We start from the raw sequence: 24,754 nt of genomic DNA on the forward strand, positions 1-24,754 counted from the left end.
ATCGGGCGTAGTAACTTTTGTTGTTCTTGCAGGTTACTATACCCATCTTTTTTAGGAAGACACCACACCAGCATTTTTAGGGTAATTAATTGTGTACTGCTGAGGTACTTGGATAGGATTGGTTGATAGTGTTAATTTGATGAGACCATTCTTGTAATCCCCTCAAGAAATTCAGATTTTTGAGGATTGAATGATTTTCTGAATAATTTCGTACCAATTCAGAAGGTTTTTGGCAATTAATCCAGTCAAAATTTAAACAGCATAACTAATGGCATCTTGTTGTGGGGTGGGCATCTTGCCTGCCCATTAAAAAAAATCCCCCACCTCATGACAGGGGATTTTTAATTATCTACAACCAGTAGTTAAGATCAACCGAACTTACCAGCAGTAGAAGCAATGAGGAACGCTGCATAGGTAACGATGTAGCCAATAGTGAAGTGAGCTAAACCAACCACACGAGCTTGAACAATCGAGAGAGCAACGGGCTTATCCTTCCAGCGAACCAAGTTAGCTAAAGGAGTACGTTCGTGCGCCCAAACCAAGGTTTCGATTAACTCTTGCCAGTAACCTCTCCAAGAGATGAGGAACATGAAACCAGTAGCCCAGACTAGGTGTCCGAAGAGGAACATCCAAGCCCAAACAGACAAGTTATTCATGCCGTAGGGGTTGTAACCGTTAATCAACTGAGCAGAGTTAGCCCAGAGGTAATCACGGAACCAGCCCATGAGGTAGGTAGAGTTTTCGTTGAACTGAGCAACGTTACCTTGCCAAATACCTAAATGTTTCCAGTGCCAGTAGAAGGTTACCCAACCAATGGTATTCAACATCCAGAACATAGACAGGTAGAAAGAGTCCCATGCGGAGATATCGCAAGTACCGCCACGGCCTGGACCGTCGCAGGGGAACGCATAACCGAAGTCCTTTTTATCGGGCATCAGTTTAGAACCACGAGCATCCAAAGCACCCTTAACGAGTACCAAGGTGGTGGTGTGGATAGCCAAAGCGAAAGCGTGGTGAACCAAGAAGTCGCCAGGTCCAATGGTCAGGAACAAGGAATTTGTGCCTGAGTTGATGGCATCTAACCAGCCAGACAACCAAACGTTACCAGCATTGGGGTAAGCGGTGTAAGCAATACTGTCGGGGTTAGACAACAGTACATTCAAGCCATACAAAGCTTTACCTTGGGCAGCTTGGATGAATTGAGCAAATACTGGCTCAATCAAGATTTGTTTTTCAGGAGTACCGAAGGCCACAACTACGTCGTTGTGAACGTACAAGCCCAAGGTGTGGAAGCCTAAGAAGAGAGATACCCAGCTAAGGTGGGAAATGATCGCTTCTTTGTGCTGTAACATCCGGTCAAGAACGTTACCTTTGTTTTGTTCGGGGTCGTAGTCACGAACCCAGAAGATTGCCGCGTGAGCAAAAGCACCAACCATCAAGAAACCAGCGATGTACTGGTGGTGGGTATACAATGCTGCCTGTGTGGTGTAATCCTTAGCGATGAAAGCATAAGGAGGCAGAGCGTACATATGCTGCGCTACCAAGGAACAAATAGTTCCCAAAGATGCCAAAGCTAATGACAACTGGAAGTGCAGGGAGTTGTTGATGGTGTCGTAAAGACCTTGGTGGGGCAGGTTGAACTGACCTTCGCTCTTGCTACCGGGAATTAAACCGGATTTGGAGTTCAGCATTTCTTTGATGCTGTGACCAATTCCGAAGTTAGTCCGGTACATATGACCAGCGATGATGAACAAAACTGCGATCGCCAAGTGGTGGTGAGCCATGTCAGTCAACCACAAGGATTCTGTTTGGGGGTGGAAACCGCCCAAGAAGGTCAGAATCGCAGTCCCAGCACCGGTGGAAGTACCAAATAAATGGCCAGCGGTGTCAGGGTTTTGAGCGTAAACGCCCCAGTTACCTGTGAAGAAAGGAGTTAAACCTGCTGGATGGGGAGCTACACTTAAGAAGTTATCCCAACCTACGTGAATACCACGAGATTCAGGAATGGCGACGTGAACCAAGTGACCAGTCCAAGCTAAGGAGCTAACACCGAACAAACCAGCGAGGTGGTGATTCAGACGGGGTTCAGCGCTCTTGAACCAAGATAGACTAGGACGAAACTTGGGTTGTAAATGTAACCAACCAGCAAATAGGAACAATGCCGCCAACAGGAGCAAACCAACGGAACCAGTATATAGTTCGCTGTTTGTCCGCATCCCGATGGTGTACCACCAGTGATAAACACCGGAGTAAGCGATGTTTACGGGGTTGCTTGCACCAGCTTGGGTGAAAGCTTCAATTGCTGCTTCACCGAAGTGAGGGTCCCAAATTGCATGGGCAATGGGACGGACGTGAAGGGGATCTTTAATCCACTGTTCAAAGTTACCTTGCCAGGCTACGTGGAACAGGAGGCTGGATGCCCACAGGAAGATGATTGCCAAGTGACCGAAGTGCGTAGCGAAAATCTTTTGGTAAAGATTCTCTTCCGTCATGCCATCGTGGCTTTCAAAGTCGTTGCCTGTAGCGATCGCATACCAAATCCGACGAGTAGTCGGGTCCTGTGCGAGATCCTGGCTAAATTTTGGAAATTTTGTTGCCATAGGTGTGATCTGTCCTCTGACCTTTAGCCATTATTTGTCAGCAAAATTTTAGATTCTAGATTTTGGATTTTGGATTGAATCTAAAATCTTAGAATCCAAAACCCAAAATTCTACTGATTTTTATCCTACTGAGAGGATGTGTGCGTGGAAGAATGCCCAAGTGGTGGCAATTCCTCCTAATAGGTAGTGAGCCACACCTACAGCCCGACCTTGAGTGATGCTCAGTGCGCGAGGCTGAATTGTTGGGGCTACTTTCAGTTTATTGTGCGCCCAAACGATGGACTCAATTAGTTCTTGCCAGTAGCCACGACCGCTGAACAGGAACATTAAGCTGAACGCCCAAATAAAGTGAGCGCCTAAGAACATGAGTCCGTAAGCGGATAACTCAGTTCCGTAGGAGTTAATTACTTGTGTAGCTTGCGCCCACAGGAAGTCACGTAACCAACCGTTGATGGTGATAGCACTTTCTGCAAAGTTGCCACCAGTAATGTGATTTACTGTACCATCTGGGTCTACTGTTCCCCAGACATCAGATTGCATCTTCCAGCTAAAGTGGAAAATTACAATTGATAGGGAGTTATACATCCAGAACAGTCCCAGGAAGATATGATCCCAACCGGAAACTTGGCAAGTACCACCACGGCCTGGACCATCGCAAGGGAATCGGAAGCCTAAGTTAGCCTTGTCTGGTATCAGACGAGAACTGCGGGCGTACAATACACCTTTGAGCAAGATGAGAACAGTAACGTGAATGGTGAATGCGTGGATGTGGTGAACCATGAAGTCCGCTGTACCCAATGTAATGGGCATCATAGCGATCTTATCGCCGATGGCAACAATTCCACCACCAAAAGCATGACTAACTACTTGGAGAGCGTTAGGTGCTGTGTTACCAGGAGCTAATGTGTGCAGGTTTTGCACCCACTGAGCAAATACTGGCTGCAATTGAATTGCGCTGTCGGAGAACATATCTTGGGGACGACCCAAAGCACGCATGGTGTCATTGTGGATGTACAAACCGAAGCTGTGGAAGCCTAAGAAAATACAAACCCAGTTAAGGTGAGAAATGATAGCGTCACGGTGACGAATCACGCGATCTAAAACGTTGTTTTGGTTAACAACAGGATCGTAATCCCGCACCATGAAGATGGCCGCGTGAGCCGCACCACCAACAATCAAGAAACCACCGATCCAAATATGGTGAGTGAAGATACACAATTGTGTTGCGTAGTCTGTCGCCAAGTAAGGATAGGGAGGCATCGCGTACATATGATGGGCGATGATGATTGTCAAGGAACCCAAGAAAGCTAGGTTAGTAGCCAATTGAGCGTGCCAAGAAGTGGTGAGGTTTTCGTAAAGACCTTTGTGACCTTCGCCAGTGAAAGGACCTTTATGAGCTTCTAGAATATCTTTGATGCTGTGACCGATACCCCAGTTGGTACGGTACATATGACCAGCAACGATGAACAGTACAGCGATCGCTAGGTGGTGATGAGAAATATCAGTCATCCACAAGCCGCCTGTAACTGGGTTTAAACCACCCTTAAATGTGAGGATATCAGCATAAGCTCCCCAATTTAAGGTGAAGAAAGGTGTTAAACCACTAGCGAAACCAGGGTAAAGTTCTGCCATTTTTGCTGTATTAAACAGCAATTCATGAGGCAGAGGGATGTCCTTAGCTGCTACACCTGCATCTAACAGTTTGTTGATTGGTGCAGATACATGGATTAAGTGACCAGCCCATCCCAAAGAACCGCAGCCTAGCAACACTGATAGGTGATGATTCAGCATTGACTCCACATTCTGGAACCATTCCAGTTTAGGAGCGCGTTTGTGGTAGTGAAACCAGCCAGCAAATAAGAACAAGCCTGCTAATACCAAGCCGCCAATTGCAGTTACATATAGCTGGAAGGAGCTAGTGATACCCCAGCCACGCCATACTTGGAACAAGCCAGAGGTGGTTTGAATGCCGCGGAAACCGCCGCCCATATCACCATTTAAAATGTCTTGACCAACAATAGACCAAACTGTTTGGGCGCTGGGCTTAACTCCTAATGGATCAGCCAGCCAAGCTTCGTAGTTAGAGAACTTAGCGCCGTGGAACAACATCCCGCTCAACCAGATTGCTACTACGGACAAATGACCGAAGTGAGCGGCGAATATCTTGCGGGAGATGTCTTCTAAATCGCTTGTATGTGTATCAAAATCATGGGCGAGGGCATGGAGATCCCAAATCCAGGTTGTGGTTTTTGGGCCTCTCGATAAGGATCTGTCGAAATGTCCTGGCTTTGCCCATTTTTCAAATGAGGTAGGAACCGGATCATTGTCAACGATCACTCTTGCTTTTTTTTCCTCTCGCTCCGGAGGACTAATCGTCATTCGACCTCCTCTCTATAAGGAATGGGGAATCATGAATACCACCTAGAATAGCACAGTCGCTGTTTTCAGATTGCTCTGTTTTGGCGATGCGGTTGCCGTGTGGAAAAGAAAAGTTGTTTCTGTTGAATTATAGAGTCTTAACTTGCATATTGTTATAGACCTGTTAACAATAATTAAAAATAGCCAAATTTATTCTCTAGTTGGCTCTGGAAGTTACTACACATTGTCCAAAAGTCAATAGGCTCTTCATTTAATTTACAAAGAACAACAATTGGAAAAACTTATCATTTATACGGAAAGTGGCTCAAACCCTTACTATTTAACTGTTTTTACCCAAAAGTAGCGGCATCAAAGCCAATTTCTGCCCTGAGATAAAGTCAAAAAAATCACTTATTTGTTAATGTAATCGGAGAAATGTAGGTAAATTTATAACTCTTGACATAGATTTATGCACTTAATCCATAGTCTATGATTCACAATTTGCGCGACAATGATTGAGTTAATTGTTAAAAACTATTACGGAATCAAAACATGAACACTGGGTACAGAAAATTTTTTGAGCCACTTTTCTCGAACAAATTCCCAATTATTAAATGGTTTGTTACATTAGTTCTAATTGTAGCTTTGACTGGTTGCGTTGAGTCGGCGACTAGCAAAGAAGTATCTATAAACCCTCTTGTGAAAGCGTCACCGGCATTAGAGGTTTATGGGAAATTTTCAGAAACCTCACCACCAGATATTATCCAAGCATTACGTCCCAGTTTAGAGGGTTATCAACCCCAAGTTAGCATCCTTAGCCCCCAGGCAGATGAAATTCTCCAAGACAATATAGCTAAAGTCCGTTTACAAGTTAAGGATTTACCGATATTTAAAGACCCTCAATGGCAACTTGGACCTCATTTGCACCTAATTTTAGATAATCAACCTTACATGGCTGTTTACGACTTAAATCAGCCAGTGGTATTATCGGATTTATCCCCTGGTACTCATACTCTCCGGGTTTTTGCTTCTCGTCCGTGGCATGAAAGTTTTAAAAATGAAGGTGCTTATACTCAAACCACATTTCACGTTTTGACGAAAACTGAGGAAAATAACCCAGATTCTCAATTACCTCTACTTACTTACAGTCGTCCTAATGGTAGTTATGGTGCAGAACCAATTATGCTGGATTTCTACCTAACTAATGCACCACTACATGATGTTGCTGAAACTAATCCTGACGACACCATGAGTAATTGGCGCATTCGTAGTACAGTTAATGGTGAAAGTTTTATTATTGACCGTTGGCAACCAATTTATCTGAAAGGGTTTAAACCTGGTAAAACTTTGGTACAATTGGAATTCCTAGATAATCAGGGACAACCTGTAATTAATGCCTTTAATACCACTGTCAGATTAATTAATTACGAACCTAATGGTCAGGATACTTTATCAAAAATTGTCAGGGGGGAGTTGACAGCAGATGAAGTTCGTGGGATTGTAGACCCTAATTATGCCTCGAAGATTCCCGCTATTGAATCTACTCCTACAGCAATTCCAGCAGTAAAGGTCGAAAAACAGCCAATTCCTGAAGTTGAAATTCCTGAAATTATCCCAACTCCAGAAGTAAAGATCGAAAAACAGCCAATTCCTGAAGTTGAAATTCCTGAAATTATCCCAACTCCAGCAGTAAAAGTCGAAAAACAGCCAATTCCTGAAGCTGAAATTCCTGAAATTACCCCAACTCCAGAAACAGAAGTAATAGAAACAAAAGAGTCAAATTTGGATAAAATAGATACAGGTTCAGCTAACCAATCTCAAATTCAAGAATAATTAACAAAAAATACTCAATTGCAACTTTTGAGATATAGTTTCCATTAGTGCCAAACCAGCTACAGGATTACCTACAATATCTAGAGCAGGACTGTAGCTGGCTATTGTTCCCTGATTTGGTATTATTGTCAAAAGTCCACCGCCAATACCTGATTTTATCGGTAAACCAATTTTCACAGCATACTCAGCGGACGCTTCATATAAGCCGCAAGTTAACATAACGGTGTTCACAATTTGACGGTGTTGATTTTTAATAAAATCGCTTGTACAAGTTAATATATTTCCTAGTTTAGCTAAATCTTCTACCCGTCCAGATATACAGCATATTTGTTCATAAGCATCAAGAGATAATTCAATATTCTTTAAATTTCCGGTTTTGTAAAGGTAGTGAGTAATATCTATATTTATCTGAGAACGATTAATGCGAACTGAATTTAGAATATCTGCATCTATATATAATTGAGTACCTGCTAATTCATTTAACCATTTACAAAACAATTGTGTACAATCAATTCCATTGTCTCCTGGTAACTTCTCAGCGAGAGTAATAGCACCACTATTAATCATGGGGTTGCGAGGATATCCATTATCTGCTATTAATTGCGTTAAAGAATTAAAAGGCGCGTCCGATGGTTTTACCCCAACCCATTGTAAAACCTTTTCTGCTCCGTAATGTTCGAGTAGGTATAGTAGCGAAAATGGTTTTATCACACTCATGAAAGGAAATATACAATCCGTATCTCCGAGACTATAATTTTCTCCCGCTTTACAAATTATATGAACAGCAAACCAGTTAGGATTAGCTACAGCGAGTTGAGGAATGCGTTTAATAACTTCTCCGTGTAGTGATTGGGTTTTAGCTTGTTCTACCCACTTAGATAAATTATGTATATTAATGCTTTTTATTCCTAGCAAAAGCCCAAACCTCAAATTATAATAGTAAGGTAGACTGATCAACAACCAAGTTGTCGGAAAAGATAAATTGGTTTATTTCCATAATGACAAGGTTTTTAACAGTACATGAACAAAAGATTTATTTTAACTTTGATTTCTAGCCCCGTATTGTTCACATCCATGATATCTATGGTAATGATAGCTAGACCTGCTCATGCTAGTCAAACAGTTGACACTTCTGGAACTCATCTATCTTGTGTTATGTCTCCCCATTCTGCAAGTCTGAAACAGGTATGTATGCAAGTAAGTAATACTCCTCCCTCAGTTGCAAAAGAACCCATACAAATAGCACAAGCACAAATAAATAATCCCAAAGAATTAGAATTTTCTGATGCAGAAAGTGATCTAGCTATCAAGTTATTTGGCTGTGATTGCCCTGTTTGTATCAATGCTGCTCGGCAATTGAATGGTTCAGCACCTTTACCAGTTTAATAGATAATGGGTAATTGGGAAGAACTTACCCATTGCCAATTACCTATTTCCCAATAATACTTCTCTAATTATCTCCGTTGGTACTTCGTCGGTAACTTTGACTGCACCAATTTGGGTTGGTAATACAAAGCGGACTTTACCAGATTTAACTTTTTTATCTAGTTGCAAAGCATCAATAATTGCTTCAATATCTAAACCGGCGGGTATTTGAGTGGGTAAACCTGCTTTTTTAATTAAGGCGTTTTGACGTTCTGCGTCTCCTTGTGACCAAAGTCCTAATTTTACAGCAATTTCTCCTGCTGTCACCATACCAATACCTACAGCTTCACCGTGTTTTAATAGACGATACTCGGTTAAGCTTTCGACAGCATGACCGATAGTATGACCATAATTCAAAATTGCCCTGAGTCCAGATTCTTTTTCATCTTTGCTGACCACATCTGCCTTTGCTTGACAGGAATGAGTTAATATGATGTTTATCAGGTCGGATTTTACATAGCGGAGTTGGTCAAGGTGTTTACTTGCTGTTAATTGAGTAAACAATTCGGTATCCCAAATGATACCATATTTGATCACCTCTGCCATTCCTGCGCGAAATTCCCTTGCGGGTAGGGTTTTTAAAACTTCTGGGTCAATTAGGACTAAACTGGGTTGATGGAATGCACCAATCAAGTTTTTACCGTGGGGATGATTTACCCCGGTTTTACCACCAATAGCTGAATCTACCATTGCTAAGAGACTGGTAGGGACTTGGACAATATTGATTCCTCTCAGCCATGTAGCGGCTGCAAAGCCTGTCATATCACCAATTACACCTCCCCCCAAGGCGACCATGGTTGAGGAGCGTTCTAGGCGATTTCCGAGGGCGATATCGTAGAGTTTTTGAATGGAGTTGAGGGTTTTGTAACGTTCTCCGGGGGGTAGGTTGTAGCTGACAACTTGAAAACCGGCATTTTCTAAAGAGGCGATCGCTTTTGGTCCATAATGTTTAAATATCATGGGGTTGGAAACTAGCAATACTTTTTTACCTAGTTTCAAACTGGCCATTTGTTCACCTAGTTGATCTAAACTCCCAGGTGCAATGGTAATATCATAGGATTTTTCTGGTATATCTACTTTAATTACAGAACTCATTCTCTAACCTTAATATAATCACTGGTCTGAGTATTTTACCGTAATTTGTGTTTCGTGCAATCTCTCTTAAAGACTTGTAGGGTAGACGCGAAGGAATAAAGATAGGAGTTTTGAAATGTAAATTTAGTAATACCTGAATTTTTCAGGAGTTGTTTTTCTCGGAATTAAAGTGATTGAGTTTTTCACTTACCGAATATTCTTGTGATTGAATATAAATAAGTAACTAATTTGGAGAAACTGCCATGACTGGTGCAATTGAGTATGTTGTATTTTTAGGTGTGTTTATGGGTGTAGCTGTCGGACTGTTATTTGGTCTACGTGGAGCTAAGGTACTCTAACTCTACAATTAGACGTTAGTTAAACCCACTTTATGTGGGTTTAGTCTATAAACTAAATATTTAATTACTTATTAGCATTCACAAATCCTTAGTTAATCCATATTGAAGTGATTCAAACCGTTTCACTATTTTATCAAAAGTTTCATCCCATTCTTCAATATCTAAAATTTTAGGCATACATTGGGAAATATATGTGTCTTGTTCCAGAATTATATCGACAATTTCTTTAACTTTATTAATAGTCTCACTTTTAAATTTATTTTGAATATTTCTACCTATAAAAATAATAGCCGCTTCATCTACTTCAAATCTTCCTTCTATAATTTCATCAAAAAATTCATCATAAACCCGGTCTTGATCTTCTTCATTAGGAGATTTCCGTAATACTGTGATAATATCTTTTAAATCTTTCTTTTCTCTTCTATTATTCCAAGCTAATAATTTCAACGCTATAAAAGCATCAATATCAGCTACCCGAATTTCCAAGTTATCAATTATTATAATTTCTGTGTTTGCAAAAGCTTCTTCTAAACCCAAAATGTTCATTTGATTACCATCAGGCCAGTTAATTTCCTGATTTGGTTTACTTATATCACCAAAAGGAATAACATCAACTTCCAGTTCTGTTTCAATATGAATAAACTTGTGAATGACTTTGGTTTTCTTAAATAGGGGATTTTGTCCAGTCGTCATTATACTAATCAGTAGATTATATCTATCCCAATTATCTAATTGTACCGCCACATCCCAATCTTTTGTTGCACGACCTTGAACTTGATATTGACTATCAAAGATTAATATTCTTGCTTGAGCGCCTATCAATAGCATAGGTACTTCTAAGGAATCAATGATAGATTTAAAATCGGTGAGAAATTTTTTAGTTTCTAAGTCAATTTGAGGATATGAGTTTTTCATGTTTATACTATTTCGGCTATTTCTTGTCTTGTAATAATATATTTTTCATAGAGACGTTTAGCTGTTTCTTTGAGTCTTTCATCTGGATATAAACACAATTCTGCATGAATAAGTAACGGGTCTGCTACAGGTTCAGATAAGTCATATTTAGCTTGATTGTTATTTCCAAATTGCTTCAAGATGATAATATTACCCTTGGGATCTAATTTGATACGTAATATGGTTGTTATCGTCCGATAATTATATTCTTCAGGAATATGAATAGTCATATTGATTGGTTTTAAATACCCTGTAAGTAGTGCAGCACCTAATTCTCCTCCAATTATAATTTTTTGGTTTTGGGCTATTTCTCGTATTTGTTTCGATATATCGTTAAAATCTATATTTTCTCTGGTGCTAAATGTCCCTCTTAAAAGTTCTGGACGCAAATTTTCTATATATCCCATTTCCCATCTTTCTAAAAGTTTAGTATAATTTTCAATTCGATATGTTCCATTTCGTTGACGTTGTAAATAATTTAGTTGATACAAAGATTCTAGACTGGATTTTACAGTTTGAAAGTCAACACCTGCAACGGTTGCTATTATTTCCAAAACACTGGGTTTCACAATCGTAGAATCAATACCTCTAACATTTACGATCTGCTCTAAATCATAATCAAAATTATGATATTGCAAAATACTTGGATCTTGAAGTATAGCATAAGCTACTTTTAGGGTGTTGGTAGTAATTTTAGAAGCAGATAGTAATTTTTTGCTTTGTATTGAACTACTTCTAACTAAAATATATAGTGATGAATTGTTAAGATAAATATTACCTGTAGTGTCCATAAATTCAATATTTTTTTCTAACAACAAATCCAAAACTTCATCAGAAAGTGTGTCTGTAATAAGCAATGTTCTCCTATCTTTGCTCAGTTTTTCTTTCAGATGGTGGATATAATTAATGTTTGTATCAACTGTGTCTAAAGTAATAGGAGCTTTTATTTCAACTATATATTTGAGTTGATTATGAGGAGTATATATAGTTAACAGTCCATCCGCTAAAGTATTTTCTAAAAAAGGTTCTATAATTGTTGTTGTCTCTATCTGGGGTAATTCTTCCAGCTTTTGTATACATTTTTGTAACCAAGGATGCTTAGGTTGCATAGCATTTTAGAAATAAAGGTTGCTATTATTCATAATAATTTATTAAGAAGTAGGTTGGGTTGACACAAGGAAACTCAAGATTATGATTTTTCTTGTTGGTTTGCGCTGTTACTGAACCCAACCTACCTTAACTCAGAACTTACGCAAAATATCGCTGAAACCCTCATTTCTCCGTGTCCTCTGTGCCTGGAGTGGTTCGTTATTCCGTGATTTAAGTACCCGATAACGATTTTGCAGCAGTAATTGTGACCCACAGTTACGACAAATAGGATTATTTGCATTTGCTAGGTCAATCGGTTTGGGACAGTGCGGGTTGATACAATAGCTCATTTGCTAAAAAATATTCTGAGTGAAAAATCTCTATTTACTTCTCAATTGCAACTCTTTTCTAGAAATATATAGTATTTGTCAAAACAAGAAAATTCCCAAATTTTTAATAAATTGGGAATGTCTGTATTTAGATAAAATTCACCTATTAAGCAAAGCGAATTTTCAGATAATCATCTTCCATTTTTGCCCCTGCTGGTTGCAGTGCAGCTAAAGCTTGAGGTAATACTAAATTACGGCGATGATTACCAATAGTAATGTTTAATTCATCTCCAGATTTACTCAGTTGAACTTGGCTTTTGGGAATATTTGGTAAATAGAGTTCTAAACTGTATTGGTTATTCTCTTGGACAACTCTGAGAGTAGTTTCTTTATAATAAACTTGAGTCGGATCTTCATCTTTGTAGAGAGTTTCTTTCAATCTTTCCAAAGCTGCTAAACCACACAATTCTTCAGAGTATAAAGGTACTTCTTTCACTGGCAAAGGTAAGAAATTATCATGAATTTCTTGACGGTATTGTTCTTGATTTTCCTTCCACCTTTGGAAAAATGGATCTGTAACTTCTTGGGGAATAATTCGGTTAGCAATTACCAAATCTGTCGCTACATTATATAAACTCAAATAGGCATGAGCGCGAAGAGACTCTTTAATTACCATTTTTTCGGGATTGGTAACTAGACGCACAGAAGTTTGTGTATTATCAGTTAAAACTTTTTCCAAAGCTTCAATTTGCTCGTAAAATTCATAGGGTGCGTCCATTACCTCCTTATCTGGTAAAGAAAAACCAGCAATGGGTTTGAAAAAAGGTTCTACCAGCGGTCTGAGGGCAACGGAAATATTTTGAAATGGTTTGTAAAAACGACGCATATACCAACCACCAACTTCAGGCAAACTTAACAGCCGTAATGCCGTACCAGTGGGGGCAGAGTCAATAATTAAAACCTCATATTCGCCGTCATCATAATGACGTTTCATTCTCACCAAGCCGAAAATTTCATCCATACCTGGTAAAATTGCTAACTCTTGCGCTTGAATGCCGTCTAAACCTCTGGCCTGTAAAACTTGGGTAATATAGCGTTTCACAGCCCCCCAATTACCTTCTAATTCTTGCAGAGCATCCAATTCTGCACCCCATAAATTAGGACGAACGAGGCGGGCATCATGTCCTAATTCAATGTCAAAGCTATCTGCCAGGGAATGGGCGGGGTCTGTACTTAAAACTAATGTCCGATATCCCAGTTCTGCACAACGGAGTCCAGTGGCTGCGGCAACGGAGGTTTTTCCTACGCCACCTTTCCCTGTCATTAAAATTACTCGCATCAATGATTCCTTACTGCCTGAAGTTTATTTACATTTATTTACATTATGATGGTTTTTTCCCAGAAATGAAATGTTGCTTAATTACGTCTAAACGGGAACAGTGCCAATAATCAATATGGGAAACAATTAAACCCTCGGCATTCAGACGTAATTCACTCCAACCAGAAACGGAAATATACGGTTTCCAAGGTAATGGAGAATGCCAACTCATTGTCCATTCAGTTTTAATAATTTCTTCCTCAGGTTGAATATCATGTAAATCTAGTTTGAGATTGAAGAAAAAAGTTTGAATGAATTTAATCATCCATTTATAAAGTTCAATTCCCCGAAACTTGAAAACAGCATCTTGAAAATAAACATCCTGGGCATAAATGCTGTAAGTTTGATTTTCTGGAAATCTAGCATAATCTGATTTGATGATTTCGATAATATTCATAAATTAAGAATAGTAGGAGTCAGGAGTTAGGACGCAGAAAACGTTGATTACTTATTTACAAAATTACCAATTACAGTTTGTAATTTTACTCTTGCACAATCTCTTTCTTCTGTGGGTAAACAGGATAGAGCAAATTCAAACTCATCTAGCTTTTCGGCTAAGGCATTGACTAATTCTTGTTTACCTTCCGTGAGACTAAGTTCAGATTTTCCTGGATCAATTTCTGTAGATTCTAAGGACGCTAAAATTAAACTACTTTGGTGATTTTTTTCTAAATCAAACTTATTTTCTGCTTCAGGACTAATCATTTTAGATTTAGTTATTTCTAGAATCTCTTCAGTAGAATACTCTAAATCAGCTTGGGCTTCTTTTAATAGCTTTATGGCTTCTTTAAGCTTTTTCTTTGCTGCTTTTTCAATAATTTGTTTCTGCTCCAAAAGTAGAGACAATTCTTTTTGAGAATCTAATAATGCTTGCTGCTGCTCCTTGATTTTAGCTGTTTGGTTATTGATTTGAGTTTGAATTTGTGGGAGTGTCATTGTCTGGATTCCTTAAAGATTTATAGGGGATGTTTTATTAATTTTGTTCTCTTTATTGCTTCACAGTTTAATCAAGGTCGGTATAAATAAACTAACCATTTTCCAGCTACCTCCGCCTAATGGTAGTATAGCGGTTATAAATTCAATGCAATACAATTAAGAGTGGGAAAGCCTGAGCATGAGGCTTAATGATTGACTGTCTGTATCTTACTTAAGTGCGTGCCGCTATAGGGATTTTTATCATCTTTCTGATTTTTCAAATACTTTTTAATAAAGAATGACATAATAGTCAACACCGTTTGAATAATTTATCCTGGAAATTGGATGTTATGGGAATTGTCCACCCAACACTAGTTAGATATTGTTCAAAACTCAGATACTTGAATAAGTTGACAGATAATTGTCATGTATGCCTATACTAGAGTAAAAATATTACCATAACCACTCTAGCTAAAATAACTTTCAGTTATGAAAAAAGCTGTCTACTGGATAATGGGGGAAAGGGCAGGACGAATTATAGTTGGGACTTGGAACTGGTTATGGGGAATGCCTGTAGAGTCTGGTGGTAAAGTGGCTGTAGCAGTTGCTGAAGAATCCCTTCAGTCAATGCAAGAAGCCGTTCAAAAATTAGCTCAAGCCGTTGCGGCTCAAGAAGGGGCTTATAAGACTGCCAAAAATAAATATGAGACAAAAATTAAAGAATTTAAAACCTTAGAGCAGCAAGCCATGATTGCTCAAAAAGGTGGTAATGAAGAAGCGGCGCGAATGGCTATGGCTAAGGCTATTCAAACAGAGCAAATCTTACCTAAACTGGAGGAAATGGTTAAACAGGCCGAAACTGCTGTTAAGGCTTCTAAGGATAGGCTCAACCGGGAGCGCGTAAAATTAGAAACCTACAAATCTGATATGCAGAACATGAAGGATATGTCAGAGGTAAATGAAGCCCTGGCTATGATTGCTAAAGTCAATAATGAATTTGACATTGGTTCTGCTAAGAGTGATTTTGAAAAAGCAAAAGGTGCAGTTGAACGTCGAAATCTGAAGACAGAAGCTTTAGCAGAATTGTCGGAAAATCCAGTGGAAAAACTACAGGCCGAAATCGAAAATATGACCTTAGACGACGAAGTTGCCCGTCGTTTACAAAGATTACAAGATTCTAACCCTAAACAACTACCAGAATAATTAGGAATTTTTATGAGCCAGAAAAGTGGTCCGCCGCCTATTGTTTTCATTTTGCTATTCTTAGGGCTTATAGGTGGTGGTTATTGGTGGTTTTTTATGCGTAACCCTGGCCTAATAGTAAATAATTCCCCCACTGTCACCCCTGGGGCTTTCCCGTTACCAGGGACAGTGGCCAGCGGTACTACCGTAAAAATAGACGGTTCTACTAGTATGGTGACAATTAACCAAAGTCTCAAAAATGGCTTTGAGAAACAGTTTCCTGGTACGAAGGTGGAAGCTGTAGCGAATGGAACTGATAAGGGGATTCAGGCTTTATTGGCTGGTAAAGTTGAGATTGCGGCGGCTTCCAGACCATTGACAGCACAGGAGCAAAGTAAGGGATTAAAAGCTGTGATTGTAACACAAGATGCGATCGCTTTGATGGTCGGTACAGCAAATCCTTTTAAGCAAGGACTAACCAGTAGTCAAATTGCAGATATATTTCAGGGAAAAATTAATAACTGGTCAGCGGTGGGGGGTCCATCTGCGACTATCCGCGTCATTAATCGTCCAGCAATTAGTGGTACTCACCAAGGGTTTAAAGAATTGGTGCTAAAAGGAGCTAATTTTGGAACTACACCCAATATTAGAACATTACCACGAGATGCCACAACTCCCTTAATTCAAGCCTTGGGAACAGATGGTATTGGTTATGCTACCTTTGCTCAAGTTGCTAATCAAACACAGGCGCGAGTTCTCTCCGTAGATGGTTTGACTCCAGATGCAAGTAATTATCCTTACCAGCGATCGCTGTATTATGTCTATAAAGACCCTGCTAGTGCTGAAGTACAAGCATTGCTAGGTTATGCTACCTCATCTCAAGGACAACAGGCTTTAACGTTAGGAAACTAATACAGGCAAAATCAGCGGTTAGATTTGGGAGTTAGAGGTTAAAATGAGTTCTGACTCCTAAATTCTGACTTTTGGATTCTATTTTATTTATATTATCTTCTATGACTAGAACTCGTGAACCCTTAATTAGTTTAGCACTGTATCACGCCTTTAAGTGGTCGGTGATTAGCCCTTTGCTGCACACATACTTTCGTGGCAAGATTTATGGTGCGGAAAATGTCCCCCAATCTGGACCTTTAATAGTTGTTAGTAATCATGCTAGTTATTTTGACCCTCCTATAGTTTCTACTTCTGTCCTGCGTCCAGTCGCGTATATGGCTAAGGAAGAATTATTTAAAGTTCCTGTTTTAGCACAAGCAATTAAATTATACGGTGCTTACCCTGTTAGTCGCGGTAGTGCTGATCGCAATGCGATCCGTTCTGCTTTAGAATATTTAGATAATGGTTGGGCTGTAGGTGTGTTTTTAGAAGGTACACGCACTACTGATGGTCGCATTCATGACCCGAAAAGAGGTGCAGCCCTCCTCGCAGCTAAGGCCAAAGCTCCTTTTTTACCAGTGTGTTTATGGGGAAGTGAGAAGATTTTACAACCGGGTTCTTCTTTACCTCGTTCCGTACCTTTGACTATTAGAATTGGTCAATTAATTGACGCTCCCAGTTCTACTAAGAAAGAGGAATTGGAAATGGTTACTCAAAGGTGTGCGAACGCAATTAATGAAATGCACGATTTGGGCAGGTAAAATTTTTTACATGGCAGACAAGATGCCTACCCCATAAGGGTTTTCAACATAAATAATAAATGCGTTTTTATGTAAGTTAATTATCAAATTCAGCCTAATGCAACCCGAAAATTTACAAGTAGGTTTATTTGGATTAAATCATTCTAATAGAGATTTTTCTCAAAGAGAAAGTTGGGGAAAGAATCAATATACTATTGTCTATCTTGCTTTGAGTATTGCTCATGAATTTGAAAATTCAAGAGATAAATTACTCAATTATCTTCAACCTGTATGTAGTCAAATTGAAGATTGGTCAAGTATCCGTCAGGTATTGCCTTTTATTTCTCAAATTGTAGATAGTTTAGATACTTTAATAAGTGAAAATATAGCAAAATAAATACCACATATCTAATGTTATGATATCACTAACTGTTTAAATAAAATTCATGATTAATTTCTAAAAAAGCAAAAATGATGTAAAAAGTTTTTTATAGGGAACAGGGAATAGGAAATAAATTAGCACCTCAGAGGGTGTTTGAAAAGTTATGGTTGATGTATCAAATATTTTTTACCCCACCCTAACCCTCCCCTTATAAAGGGGAGGGAACTGGATTTTTATTGTTTCCCTCCTTTACAAGGGGGGATTAAGGGGGGTAGCAATGTGATGAAAATTACAGAATACCACTTTTCAAACATCCTCTCATTAGACTGGGAAACGATTCATATCCCCGACTTATTGAAGAAATCAGGGATATGGAAGATTAAGCTATAACTTCCACCGCTTTAACTTCTGGTAACAACTGCTTTACACCTTGCTTGACAAAAGCTTCCAAAACAGCTATTTTTTGATTTTGCTGGAATACAGTTTGCAAAACTTGACGCAGTTTGTCAATATCTAAAACATTTCCCGCTGCTATAGCCATTTCTTGCTGTTCAAAATATACAACTAAACTTAATCCAGCTACTCTGGTTAGGTAAGCAGCACTAACTCCTTCTACCATTCCCCCAGCAACAAAAGTAGCAATATTAGTTTTCAGAATACCTGTTACCGCTCTAGTTGAAAGTTCCACTAGGCCTAATTTCAATATTAAACTTCCCATAGTTACAGCCACTTGTCGCGCTTGTTCTACGGATATTTTCTGCTGATAAATATTACCTAAGTCTATTACCATTTGAGCCGTAATCGCCGCAGTTGCAAGAATATCTAAAGCAGGTACGGGATTAGCAAATGCTGCCGCTGCTGCAATCCATTGATATTGTTCTATAAAGGGTGTAGCTTGATCTCTTCTCACACCATTTAAACAATTTTTAGCTTCAGCTTTCAGTAATAATACTTGGCGGTTTGTGGTATTACATATTAACTGTTCCCTCCGCTGTTCGATAATTTCCCCTAATTGTTGTGTTAATTGCTGGATATCTGGCGTTGGTTGTTCCATCCATTCTTGGAAAGAACCATCTTCTTGATATTTTCGCACTTTCACAGGTACAGGACAGGCCGCAATAGCAACTACATCTGCACCAATTCGCTGCTTTAATGATTGTAAAATTGTAGCACTTGCTGAAGGTTGATATTGGTCTTGCTTGTTGAAAACCATCAAATTTGGCTGTTTTAGAGCTTTTAGCCGTTGTAAAACCTGAAATTCCGAATCTGTTAAATCACCGTTAGTCAGAAATAAGACAAAATCAGATTTCTCGATCATTGATAAGATGATAGTATCAGAATCTTCACCAATTACGGAAAATAAAGGCGCTGTTTCCGAAAAATCTACAGACATTCTCCGCAGGTTCTTAGTATTTTCAATAACCTTGATTAACGTACTTTTACCTGCGGATTTACCACCTGTCACTGCAATAGAAATTTCCTTTCTATTCAATTCTAAGGGCAATTTAGCCAGTTTTTCGCGGAGAATTGCTAGTTGGGGATGATTAGCTGCTTCTTGAGCAAGTTGATTAATTATTACTTGGGTTTGAGCGATCGCCTGTTCCACAACCACCCGGTCTATAATTGTATCATTTAACGGTTGACCTAATAGGGGCTGATTTTTTCTCCATAACCACAACCCCCCACCAACAGTTAAAGCTGTCAGGAGTGCAAATTCCCCCGCTGGTACTATTGAATCATGCCAACTGTCTAATATCCATAGGAAGAACGATAGTCCTAGTCCTCCTACTAAAATCGGTCGCTGTAACTTCACAATTGTGATTCTCCACATGAGGAAAAAGCTTTTACTTTCATTGTAGAGGGGAATTTTGCATTCAACTGTAAGGATTAACTGAAACTGTTCCCTGTCCCCTAGCTTTTTTTAAGTTTTGTGTATAGTGCTAGTATACTGTAGAGATTGAAGATGAGATTTAATCCGATAGTCCCGAATTTTGAGAAAAATCGTTGATGTCCGAATTATTGGCTAACACTGGAACTATTGCAGCGATCGCTACTGCTGTTGTCCCTCAACAAGGTAGTGTAGGTATTGTGCGGGTTTCTGGTGATCAGGCCATGGCGATCGCTCATACTCTATTTTACTCCCCAGGGCGACAAATTTGGGAAAGTCACCGCATCCTTTATGGTTATATCCGTCAACCCCAAACAAAGCAAATTATTGACGAAGCTTTATTATTAATAATGCAAGCCCCTCGTTCTTTTACCCGTGAAAATGTAGTAGAGTTTCATTGTCATGGGGGAATTATGGCGGTACAACAAGTATTACAACTATGCTTAGAAAATGGTGCAAGACTAGCTCAACCGGGAGAATTTACATTCAGAGCGTTTTTAAATGGTAGATTGGACCTAACCCAAGCGGAAAGTATCGCCGATTTAGTGGGAGCAAAATCACTTCAAGCTGCTCAAACGGCTTTAGCTGGATTACAAGGTAAATTAGCCCAACCTATCCGCAAACTACGATCTAACTGTTTAGATATTTTAGCAGAAATTGAAGCCAGAATTGATTTTGAGGAAGATCTACCACCTTTAGATCAACAAAGAATTATTGCAGATATTGAGCAATTAACGGCGGAAATTAGCAAATTATTAGCCACAAAAGAAAAAGGTGAATTATTACGAACTGGTTTAAAAGTGGCGATAGTAGGGCGGCCAAATGTGGGAAAATCAAGTTTATTAAATGCTTGGAGTCAAAGCGATCGCGCTATTGTTACAGATTTACCAGGAACAACCCGCGACGTGGTAGAATCTCAATTGGTTGTGGGAGGAATTCCCATTCAAGTATTAGATACAGCAGGGATTCGGGAAACAGTTGATCAGGTAGAAAAAATCGGTGTAGAACGATCTCGTCGTGCTGCTAATAATGCTGATTTGGTATTATTTACTATTGACGCGGCCTCCGGTTGGACACTAGCAGATCAAGAAATTTATGAACAAGTAAAACACCGTCCGGTAATTTTAGTAATTAATAAAATTGACTTAATTTCATTAGCAGAACAGGAAAATCTAAAATCTAAAATCCAAAATCCAAAATCCAAAATTGTTACAGCAGCAGCCATAAATCAAGGAATTGATCATTTAGAAACAGCGATTTTAGAAATAGTTCACCAGGGAAAAGTTCAAGCTGCTGATCTGGATTTAGCAATTAATCAACGACAAGCAGCAGCTTTAACAAAAGCAAAGATTGATTTAGAGCAAGTACAAATGACAATCACAGATCAATTACCCTTAGATTTTTGGACAATTGATTTAAGAGGAGCAATTCAAGCATTAGGAGAAATCACAGGAGAAGAAGTTACAGAATCAGTTTTAGACCGGATTTTTAGCCGCTTCTGTATTGGTAAATAAGATTATTTATTGTTTACAGTCCCCTATACAGCGGTTTCCGCTGAAGATGAGGTACAAAGTTGAATCATGAAACTCTTGTGGTGCGGGCATCTTGTACCTCATAATACCGGGAAGTGCTGTAGCTCAAAATCACAGAATTTTAGTCGGTAATAATTTCTTTGATGATCACATAAGGTTCAACAATCAGAGCATTAAATCGCTTATCACGGTTGAGATTCCATTCTCCCACCTGATCTACCGTTGGCTTGATTAATAATTGTTCATCTATCCAATGTTGTACTGATGAAATATTATCACTAGCGATCGCTTCTCCCACGTCTAGTAAATCTAAATTCTCTGCTACCAAAATCACCGCATCTTTTTGGACATGGGGAATTAACCACTCCCATTCTGCTTGATCCAGATTTTGCTGTAATTTCTCCCGTAATTCCGACATAATTCCCCACTTTTTTGGTTATTACTTTCATTTTACCCGATAGGGAACTTTTTGTTAATAATTAGTATATAAATATACCTGTTAAATGAAGTGCTATGTAAATAAATATTACAAAATCCAGGTCAGTAATTACCTTTTACTCGTAAGTTGTATATAAAATAGTTAAAAGTAAGTTAAAAATAGGTTAAGGATAACTTAAATTATGGACACAACTAACAACAAACCGCCCACAGAAGACAATAATAAAACCAATCCTAAGGATGAGGAAGGTGAAAACTGCCACTACAAACTAGTATGGTCTTGTGAGCCAAACAGTTATCCTCGTTGTACTTCTCAATGGGTACTGGAATGTGAGCTAACTTGTTATTTACCTGAGTCCAACCTCGGAAAATAACTAGTAGGTTTTGATTGAGATTTGACTAGTTATAACTAGGACTTACCCCAGCACAGTACGTAAGTCCTAAGGAAATATTAAATTCTTAAATATTGATTAATCACAAAAAGTCTAGTATAATCATCGTGAAACAAACAAAATGAACACTATTAATAACTCGACGCTAAGGACACTGAACTTATTTTATGCAAGCTCAGTGAATTTGACTAGCTTGTGAAAGATGGTTTTGTGCGAAATTCCGAATATTCCCCGGTTCGGATCATGTCCAATCTATCTTCTTGATATTGTTGCGGGTGGGAAAACCTCTGAACTTTGTTCAGCAAAAGGACAAAAAATTTTGTCCACTGGTTTTTGTAACTATATCTACTTACACACCAGTTTAATTTTCCCTGCGGTTAAAACCACCTATATCAATACCCACCCAGGTCTGAAGACACACTCCTTACCCGCTTACCGTGAGTTCTTATGCCTAAAACAACACTCCAAAACCTTTATCAAGCCGACTTTGTGCTATGGGTTGAAAACACAGTAGACAAGTTAAAAGCTCGCAATTATCTTAATGTAGACTGGGAAAATTTAACCAAGGAGATAGAAGCATTAGCAGGAAGAGAGAGAAGAGAATTAGAAAGTCTTTTAACTAAGTTGTTTGAGCATTTACTAAAAGGCTATTATGTGAACACACCCGAGTTCTATCGCTGTTGGCAACTAACTATTAGTCGTACCCAGCAAGAAATGAAACGCATTATTAGAGATTCTCCTAGTTTGCGCGATTATTATTTAGCCATCAGGGACGAATGTTACCAAGATGCCATTAAAAACATGACGAAAGAACACGACAACAGGTTCCCGGGAATTTGCCCCTTTCCCCAGAATCTAGATGTTTTGTTAAATAGTTCAATTGTCTGAGTGCAAAGCTCGGTTTACCTAACATTAGGATAGCCGAGACAAAACGACAAATTTCGCGGACAAATATGTTATGACCGTGATGAACGTACTTACGCAGTTATTAAATTCTCTTGCCTTAGGCAATATCTAGACCATGACAAGAATATAACCGATACTCAGAAATTTGTCAAGGGGGTGTTTAATAATTTTACTATTTTTTACCCAACCTCCTCGGCAAAAATGCCCAAACCATGAATAATTCAGCTATTTTCAGGTTATAGATAATTTATTTTTCCTGACTTCTGCTATGTTATATTTATGAGATCCAGAATTGAAAATAACGTTTTATTTATCCATCATCAAGATGTCCCAGAATTTAAAAAAGGCGGTTCTGTGGTTAGAAATTCTTACTTTTGGGCTTTACGTTCAATTGCTGGACGTGCTAGACGTAATCATGATTGGGAATACGAGTCAGAAGTTTGGTTGGCCTTAGAAAGAATGCTTTTATCTTTTACTGAGTCTGGATATTTGGGTTATAAAGAAACGATATTAGAGTTTCCTTTGTCACAGGGTGAAATTCCTCCTCTGTTAAGAAGTGCCGCGACTTGGGAATAAATGATGATATATTAAATAATACTCTGATAATTAGTGTAATTACGCACAGGAGAGTCAGTTAATGAGAGAACCCGGTAAAAATTCCCCATTTCTATTTACTCAAGAAACTGCCACGGAAGTAGAACAAATGGGACTAACCTGGTTAGTGGTGGCGGCGATAATTACGGCAATTATCTGGCAAATACCCATAGGTAATTATATTCTATACCCATTTTCTATTTTAGCAACTTGGTTTCATGAAATGGGTCACGGTTTGATGGCCTTGATTTTGGGGGGACAATTTCAAAAATTAGAAATTTTTGCCAATGGTTCTGGTGTAGCTCATTATACTTTAAGTGGCGCGTGGGGATACCTTGGTATTGGCTTGGTAGCGGCTGCAGGTCCAATGGGTCCACCTATTGCTGGTGCAAGCTTAATTATGGCTTCTAGGAGTTGGAGAACCACTTCCTTGAGTTTAAAGATTTTAGGGGGATTTTTACTGCTGTCTACATTGATTTGGGTGCGTTCGTGGTTTGGTTTGGTGACAATTCCCCTGTTAGGTTTGATGATTTTGGCTGTTGCGCTAAAAACACCTATTTGGGTACAAGGGTTTGCAATTCAATTTTTAGGTGTCCAAGCTTGTATAAGTACCTATCATCAACTTAATTATTTATTTAGTTATACTGCTGGTCCGTTGGGACTTTCAGATACAGGGCAAATGCAGCGGTATTTGTTTTTACCTTATTGGTTTTGGGGGTTATTAATGGCCATGGCTTCATTGATGATTTTAGTCCAAAGTCTCCGTATTGTCTATTCCAAAAAGCAGTAATTAATGCTGGTTCAAGAAATGTAAAATTGCCTTTTTATAAAGACAATTTTTGACGTTAACCTACGTACTTAAATGATGCTCTAGCAAAGAGGCTATGGCTTGTGGATGAACTTTTTTATATTGCTGTTTACCTAATATTAAAGCACAATTGGGGGCGCTGGTACAGCGTTTTTGACAGTCGGTATGTTCAATTGTCACTTTATCAGATAACCCGCGGTCGCCCAAGGTTTTTTCTAAGTCCGATAATAACGCTTTCGCACCCCTTTTTAGACAGCCAGATTTTTGACATACCATAATTTTGGCTTGAGGTGGGGGAGGTGGATTGTCGAGGGGACAAAAACCAATTGCTTGGATTTGATAAGGTTGTAATTTCAGTTGATTACGGGGATTTAATTTACTAATAGCATCTATCCGAATTTGTTCACCGGGGACTAAAGATGAAATCAGGGAAGAGCGTAAATATTTAGGGATTTTGATTTTGATATTTCCTGCGGGAATTGCTAATTGTAAATGTTTATATTTCCCAACTTTTTTACCCAGAAACCCTAAAAACTGTCCTTCAATATTCAATTCTGATAAAGTCAAATATTTTTCACCCATTTGCAATAACTCAATTTATTCAAGAGAAAATAATCAACCCTACTTCGGTGATATTAATGATTTCCAGGAAGAGGGAAGAGGAAAAAAGATTTTTACCTTTTACCT

At 38.8% G+C, this 24,754-nt stretch carries 24 protein-coding genes; 11 read left to right on the plus strand and 13 right to left on the minus strand.

Annotation, left to right across the window (positions count from 1 at the left end; genetic code table 11):
- Nucleotides 1-368: 368 nt before the first annotated feature.
- Nucleotides 369-2,600 carry a photosystem I core protein PsaB gene (gene psaB / locus H6G44_RS07590; protein ID WP_190385892.1) on the minus strand — a complete coding sequence of 744 codons (2,232 nt, stop codon included), beginning with the start codon at nucleotides 2,598-2,600 and terminating at the stop codon, nucleotides 369-371.
- Nucleotides 2,601-2,720: 120 nt separating this feature from the next.
- Complete coding sequence (gene psaA, locus H6G44_RS07595) at nucleotides 2,721-4,979, minus strand: photosystem I core protein PsaA (protein WP_190385893.1); 2,259 nt, start codon at nucleotides 4,977-4,979, stop codon at nucleotides 2,721-2,723.
- Between the two features lie 531 nt (nucleotides 4,980-5,510).
- Here psaA and H6G44_RS07600 point away from each other — a divergent pair.
- Complete coding sequence (locus tag H6G44_RS07600; protein WP_190385894.1) at nucleotides 5,511-6,791, plus strand: hypothetical protein; 1,281 nt, start codon at nucleotides 5,511-5,513, stop codon at nucleotides 6,789-6,791.
- Here H6G44_RS07600 and H6G44_RS07605 read toward each other — a convergent pair whose 3' ends face one another.
- Nucleotides 6,792-7,706 carry a glutaminase gene (locus tag H6G44_RS07605; protein WP_190385895.1) on the minus strand — a complete coding sequence of 305 codons (915 nt, stop codon included), beginning with the start codon at nucleotides 7,704-7,706 and terminating at the stop codon, nucleotides 6,792-6,794.
- 105 nt (nucleotides 7,707-7,811) lie between these two features.
- Here H6G44_RS07605 and H6G44_RS07610 point away from each other — a divergent pair, with 105 nt between their 5' ends.
- The gene (locus H6G44_RS07610; RefSeq protein ID WP_190385896.1) at nucleotides 7,812-8,177 is read left to right on the plus strand and encodes a hypothetical protein; all 366 of its coding nucleotides are present in this window, start codon (nucleotides 7,812-7,814) and stop codon (nucleotides 8,175-8,177) included.
- A gap of 39 nt (nucleotides 8,178-8,216) precedes the next feature.
- Here the strand turns inward: H6G44_RS07610 and aroB are convergent, their stop codons facing one another.
- Nucleotides 8,217-9,311, minus strand: coding sequence for a 3-dehydroquinate synthase (gene aroB, locus H6G44_RS07615; RefSeq protein ID WP_190385897.1), 1,095 nt, complete (start codon nucleotides 9,309-9,311; stop codon nucleotides 8,217-8,219).
- 242 nt (nucleotides 9,312-9,553) lie between these two features.
- On the opposite strand from aroB, the gene petL reads away from it, so the two are divergent.
- Entirely contained in the window at nucleotides 9,554-9,649 is a 96-nt protein-coding gene (petL, locus tag H6G44_RS07620) for a cytochrome b6-f complex subunit PetL (RefSeq protein ID WP_190385898.1), read from the plus strand.
- A 78-nt stretch (nucleotides 9,650-9,727) separates the two neighbouring features.
- Here the strand turns inward: petL and H6G44_RS07625 are convergent, their stop codons facing one another.
- From H6G44_RS07625 to H6G44_RS07645, 6 genes are all read right to left on the minus strand, one after another.
- On the minus strand, nucleotides 9,728-10,564 hold the full coding sequence (locus H6G44_RS07625; RefSeq protein ID WP_190385899.1) for a nucleotidyl transferase AbiEii/AbiGii toxin family protein: 837 nt from the start codon (nucleotides 10,562-10,564) through the stop codon (nucleotides 9,728-9,730).
- Between the two features lie 2 nt (nucleotides 10,565-10,566).
- Entirely contained in the window at nucleotides 10,567-11,712 is a 1,146-nt protein-coding gene (locus H6G44_RS07630) for a type IV toxin-antitoxin system AbiEi family antitoxin (protein ID WP_190385900.1), read from the minus strand.
- Between the two features lie 132 nt (nucleotides 11,713-11,844).
- Nucleotides 11,845-12,042 carry a 4-Cys prefix domain-containing protein gene (locus tag H6G44_RS20720; protein WP_338078954.1) on the minus strand — a complete coding sequence of 66 codons (198 nt, stop codon included), beginning with the start codon at nucleotides 12,040-12,042 and terminating at the stop codon, nucleotides 11,845-11,847.
- A gap of 145 nt (nucleotides 12,043-12,187) precedes the next feature.
- Nucleotides 12,188-13,360 carry a TRC40/GET3/ArsA family transport-energizing ATPase gene (locus H6G44_RS07635; RefSeq protein ID WP_190385901.1) on the minus strand — a complete coding sequence of 391 codons (1,173 nt, stop codon included), beginning with the start codon at nucleotides 13,358-13,360 and terminating at the stop codon, nucleotides 12,188-12,190.
- A 43-nt stretch (nucleotides 13,361-13,403) separates the two neighbouring features.
- Nucleotides 13,404-13,796, minus strand: coding sequence for a DUF2358 domain-containing protein (locus tag H6G44_RS07640; RefSeq protein ID WP_190385902.1), 393 nt, complete (start codon nucleotides 13,794-13,796; stop codon nucleotides 13,404-13,406).
- A 47-nt stretch (nucleotides 13,797-13,843) separates the two neighbouring features.
- A complete protein-coding gene (locus tag H6G44_RS07645; RefSeq protein WP_190385903.1) occupies nucleotides 13,844-14,335 on the minus strand; it encodes a hypothetical protein in 492 nt (163 codons plus the stop codon).
- Nucleotides 14,336-14,803: 468 nt separating this feature from the next.
- Between H6G44_RS07645 and H6G44_RS07650 the strand changes: the two genes are divergently transcribed.
- The 4 genes from H6G44_RS07650 to H6G44_RS07665 all read left to right on the plus strand — a co-directional run bounded on the left by H6G44_RS07650 (nucleotide 14,804) and on the right by H6G44_RS07665 (nucleotide 17,524).
- Nucleotides 14,804-15,517, plus strand: coding sequence for a PspA/IM30 family protein (locus H6G44_RS07650; RefSeq protein WP_190385904.1), 714 nt, complete (start codon nucleotides 14,804-14,806; stop codon nucleotides 15,515-15,517).
- A 12-nt stretch (nucleotides 15,518-15,529) separates the two neighbouring features.
- Nucleotides 15,530-16,408 (plus strand): phosphate ABC transporter substrate-binding protein, encoded by an 879-nt coding sequence (locus H6G44_RS07655; protein ID WP_190385905.1) that lies wholly within the window; start codon nucleotides 15,530-15,532, stop codon nucleotides 16,406-16,408.
- 101 nt (nucleotides 16,409-16,509) lie between these two features.
- Nucleotides 16,510-17,148, plus strand: a complete 639-nt coding sequence (locus tag H6G44_RS07660) for a lysophospholipid acyltransferase family protein (RefSeq protein ID WP_190385906.1) — start codon at nucleotides 16,510-16,512, stop codon at nucleotides 17,146-17,148.
- Nucleotides 17,149-17,245: 97 nt separating this feature from the next.
- A complete protein-coding gene (locus tag H6G44_RS07665) occupies nucleotides 17,246-17,524 on the plus strand; it encodes a HindVP family restriction endonuclease (protein ID WP_242031681.1) in 279 nt (92 codons plus the stop codon).
- 364 nt (nucleotides 17,525-17,888) lie between these two features.
- Here the strand turns inward: H6G44_RS07665 and H6G44_RS07670 are convergent, their stop codons facing one another.
- Nucleotides 17,889-19,340: a slr1306 family protein gene (locus H6G44_RS07670; RefSeq protein WP_190385907.1), complete on the minus strand. Its 1,452-nt coding sequence runs from the start codon at nucleotides 19,338-19,340 to the stop codon at nucleotides 17,889-17,891.
- Between the two features lie 176 nt (nucleotides 19,341-19,516).
- On the opposite strand from H6G44_RS07670, the gene mnmE reads away from it, so the two are divergent.
- Nucleotides 19,517-20,911, plus strand: coding sequence for a tRNA uridine-5-carboxymethylaminomethyl(34) synthesis GTPase MnmE (mnmE, locus tag H6G44_RS07675; RefSeq protein WP_190385935.1), 1,395 nt, complete (start codon nucleotides 19,517-19,519; stop codon nucleotides 20,909-20,911).
- A 139-nt stretch (nucleotides 20,912-21,050) separates the two neighbouring features.
- On the opposite strand, the gene H6G44_RS07680 is transcribed toward mnmE, so the two are convergent.
- A complete protein-coding gene (locus H6G44_RS07680) occupies nucleotides 21,051-21,347 on the minus strand; it encodes a DUF2288 domain-containing protein (RefSeq protein ID WP_190385908.1) in 297 nt (98 codons plus the stop codon).
- A gap of 859 nt (nucleotides 21,348-22,206) precedes the next feature.
- Here H6G44_RS07680 and H6G44_RS07685 point away from each other — a divergent pair.
- The 3 genes from H6G44_RS07685 (at nucleotide 22,207) to H6G44_RS07695 (ending at nucleotide 24,049) form a co-directional block, all read left to right on the plus strand.
- Nucleotides 22,207-22,647 (plus strand): DUF29 domain-containing protein, encoded by a 441-nt coding sequence (locus H6G44_RS07685; protein ID WP_190385909.1) that lies wholly within the window; start codon nucleotides 22,207-22,209, stop codon nucleotides 22,645-22,647.
- 297 nt (nucleotides 22,648-22,944) lie between these two features.
- A complete protein-coding gene (locus H6G44_RS07690) occupies nucleotides 22,945-23,241 on the plus strand; it encodes a hypothetical protein (protein WP_190385910.1) in 297 nt (98 codons plus the stop codon).
- Between the two features lie 61 nt (nucleotides 23,242-23,302).
- Nucleotides 23,303-24,049: a M50 family metallopeptidase gene (locus tag H6G44_RS07695; RefSeq protein ID WP_190385911.1), complete on the plus strand. Its 747-nt coding sequence runs from the start codon at nucleotides 23,303-23,305 to the stop codon at nucleotides 24,047-24,049.
- A 60-nt stretch (nucleotides 24,050-24,109) separates the two neighbouring features.
- Here H6G44_RS07695 and H6G44_RS07700 read toward each other — a convergent pair whose 3' ends face one another.
- Complete coding sequence (locus H6G44_RS07700; protein ID WP_190385912.1) at nucleotides 24,110-24,649, minus strand: (2Fe-2S) ferredoxin domain-containing protein; 540 nt, start codon at nucleotides 24,647-24,649, stop codon at nucleotides 24,110-24,112.
- Between the last annotated feature and the right edge of the window lie 105 nt (nucleotides 24,650-24,754).

This window comes from Aphanizomenon flos-aquae FACHB-1287 (genome assembly GCF_014698755.1).
GTDB classification, from domain to species: domain Bacteria; phylum Cyanobacteriota; class Cyanobacteriia; order Cyanobacteriales; family Nostocaceae; genus Dolichospermum; species Dolichospermum flosaquae.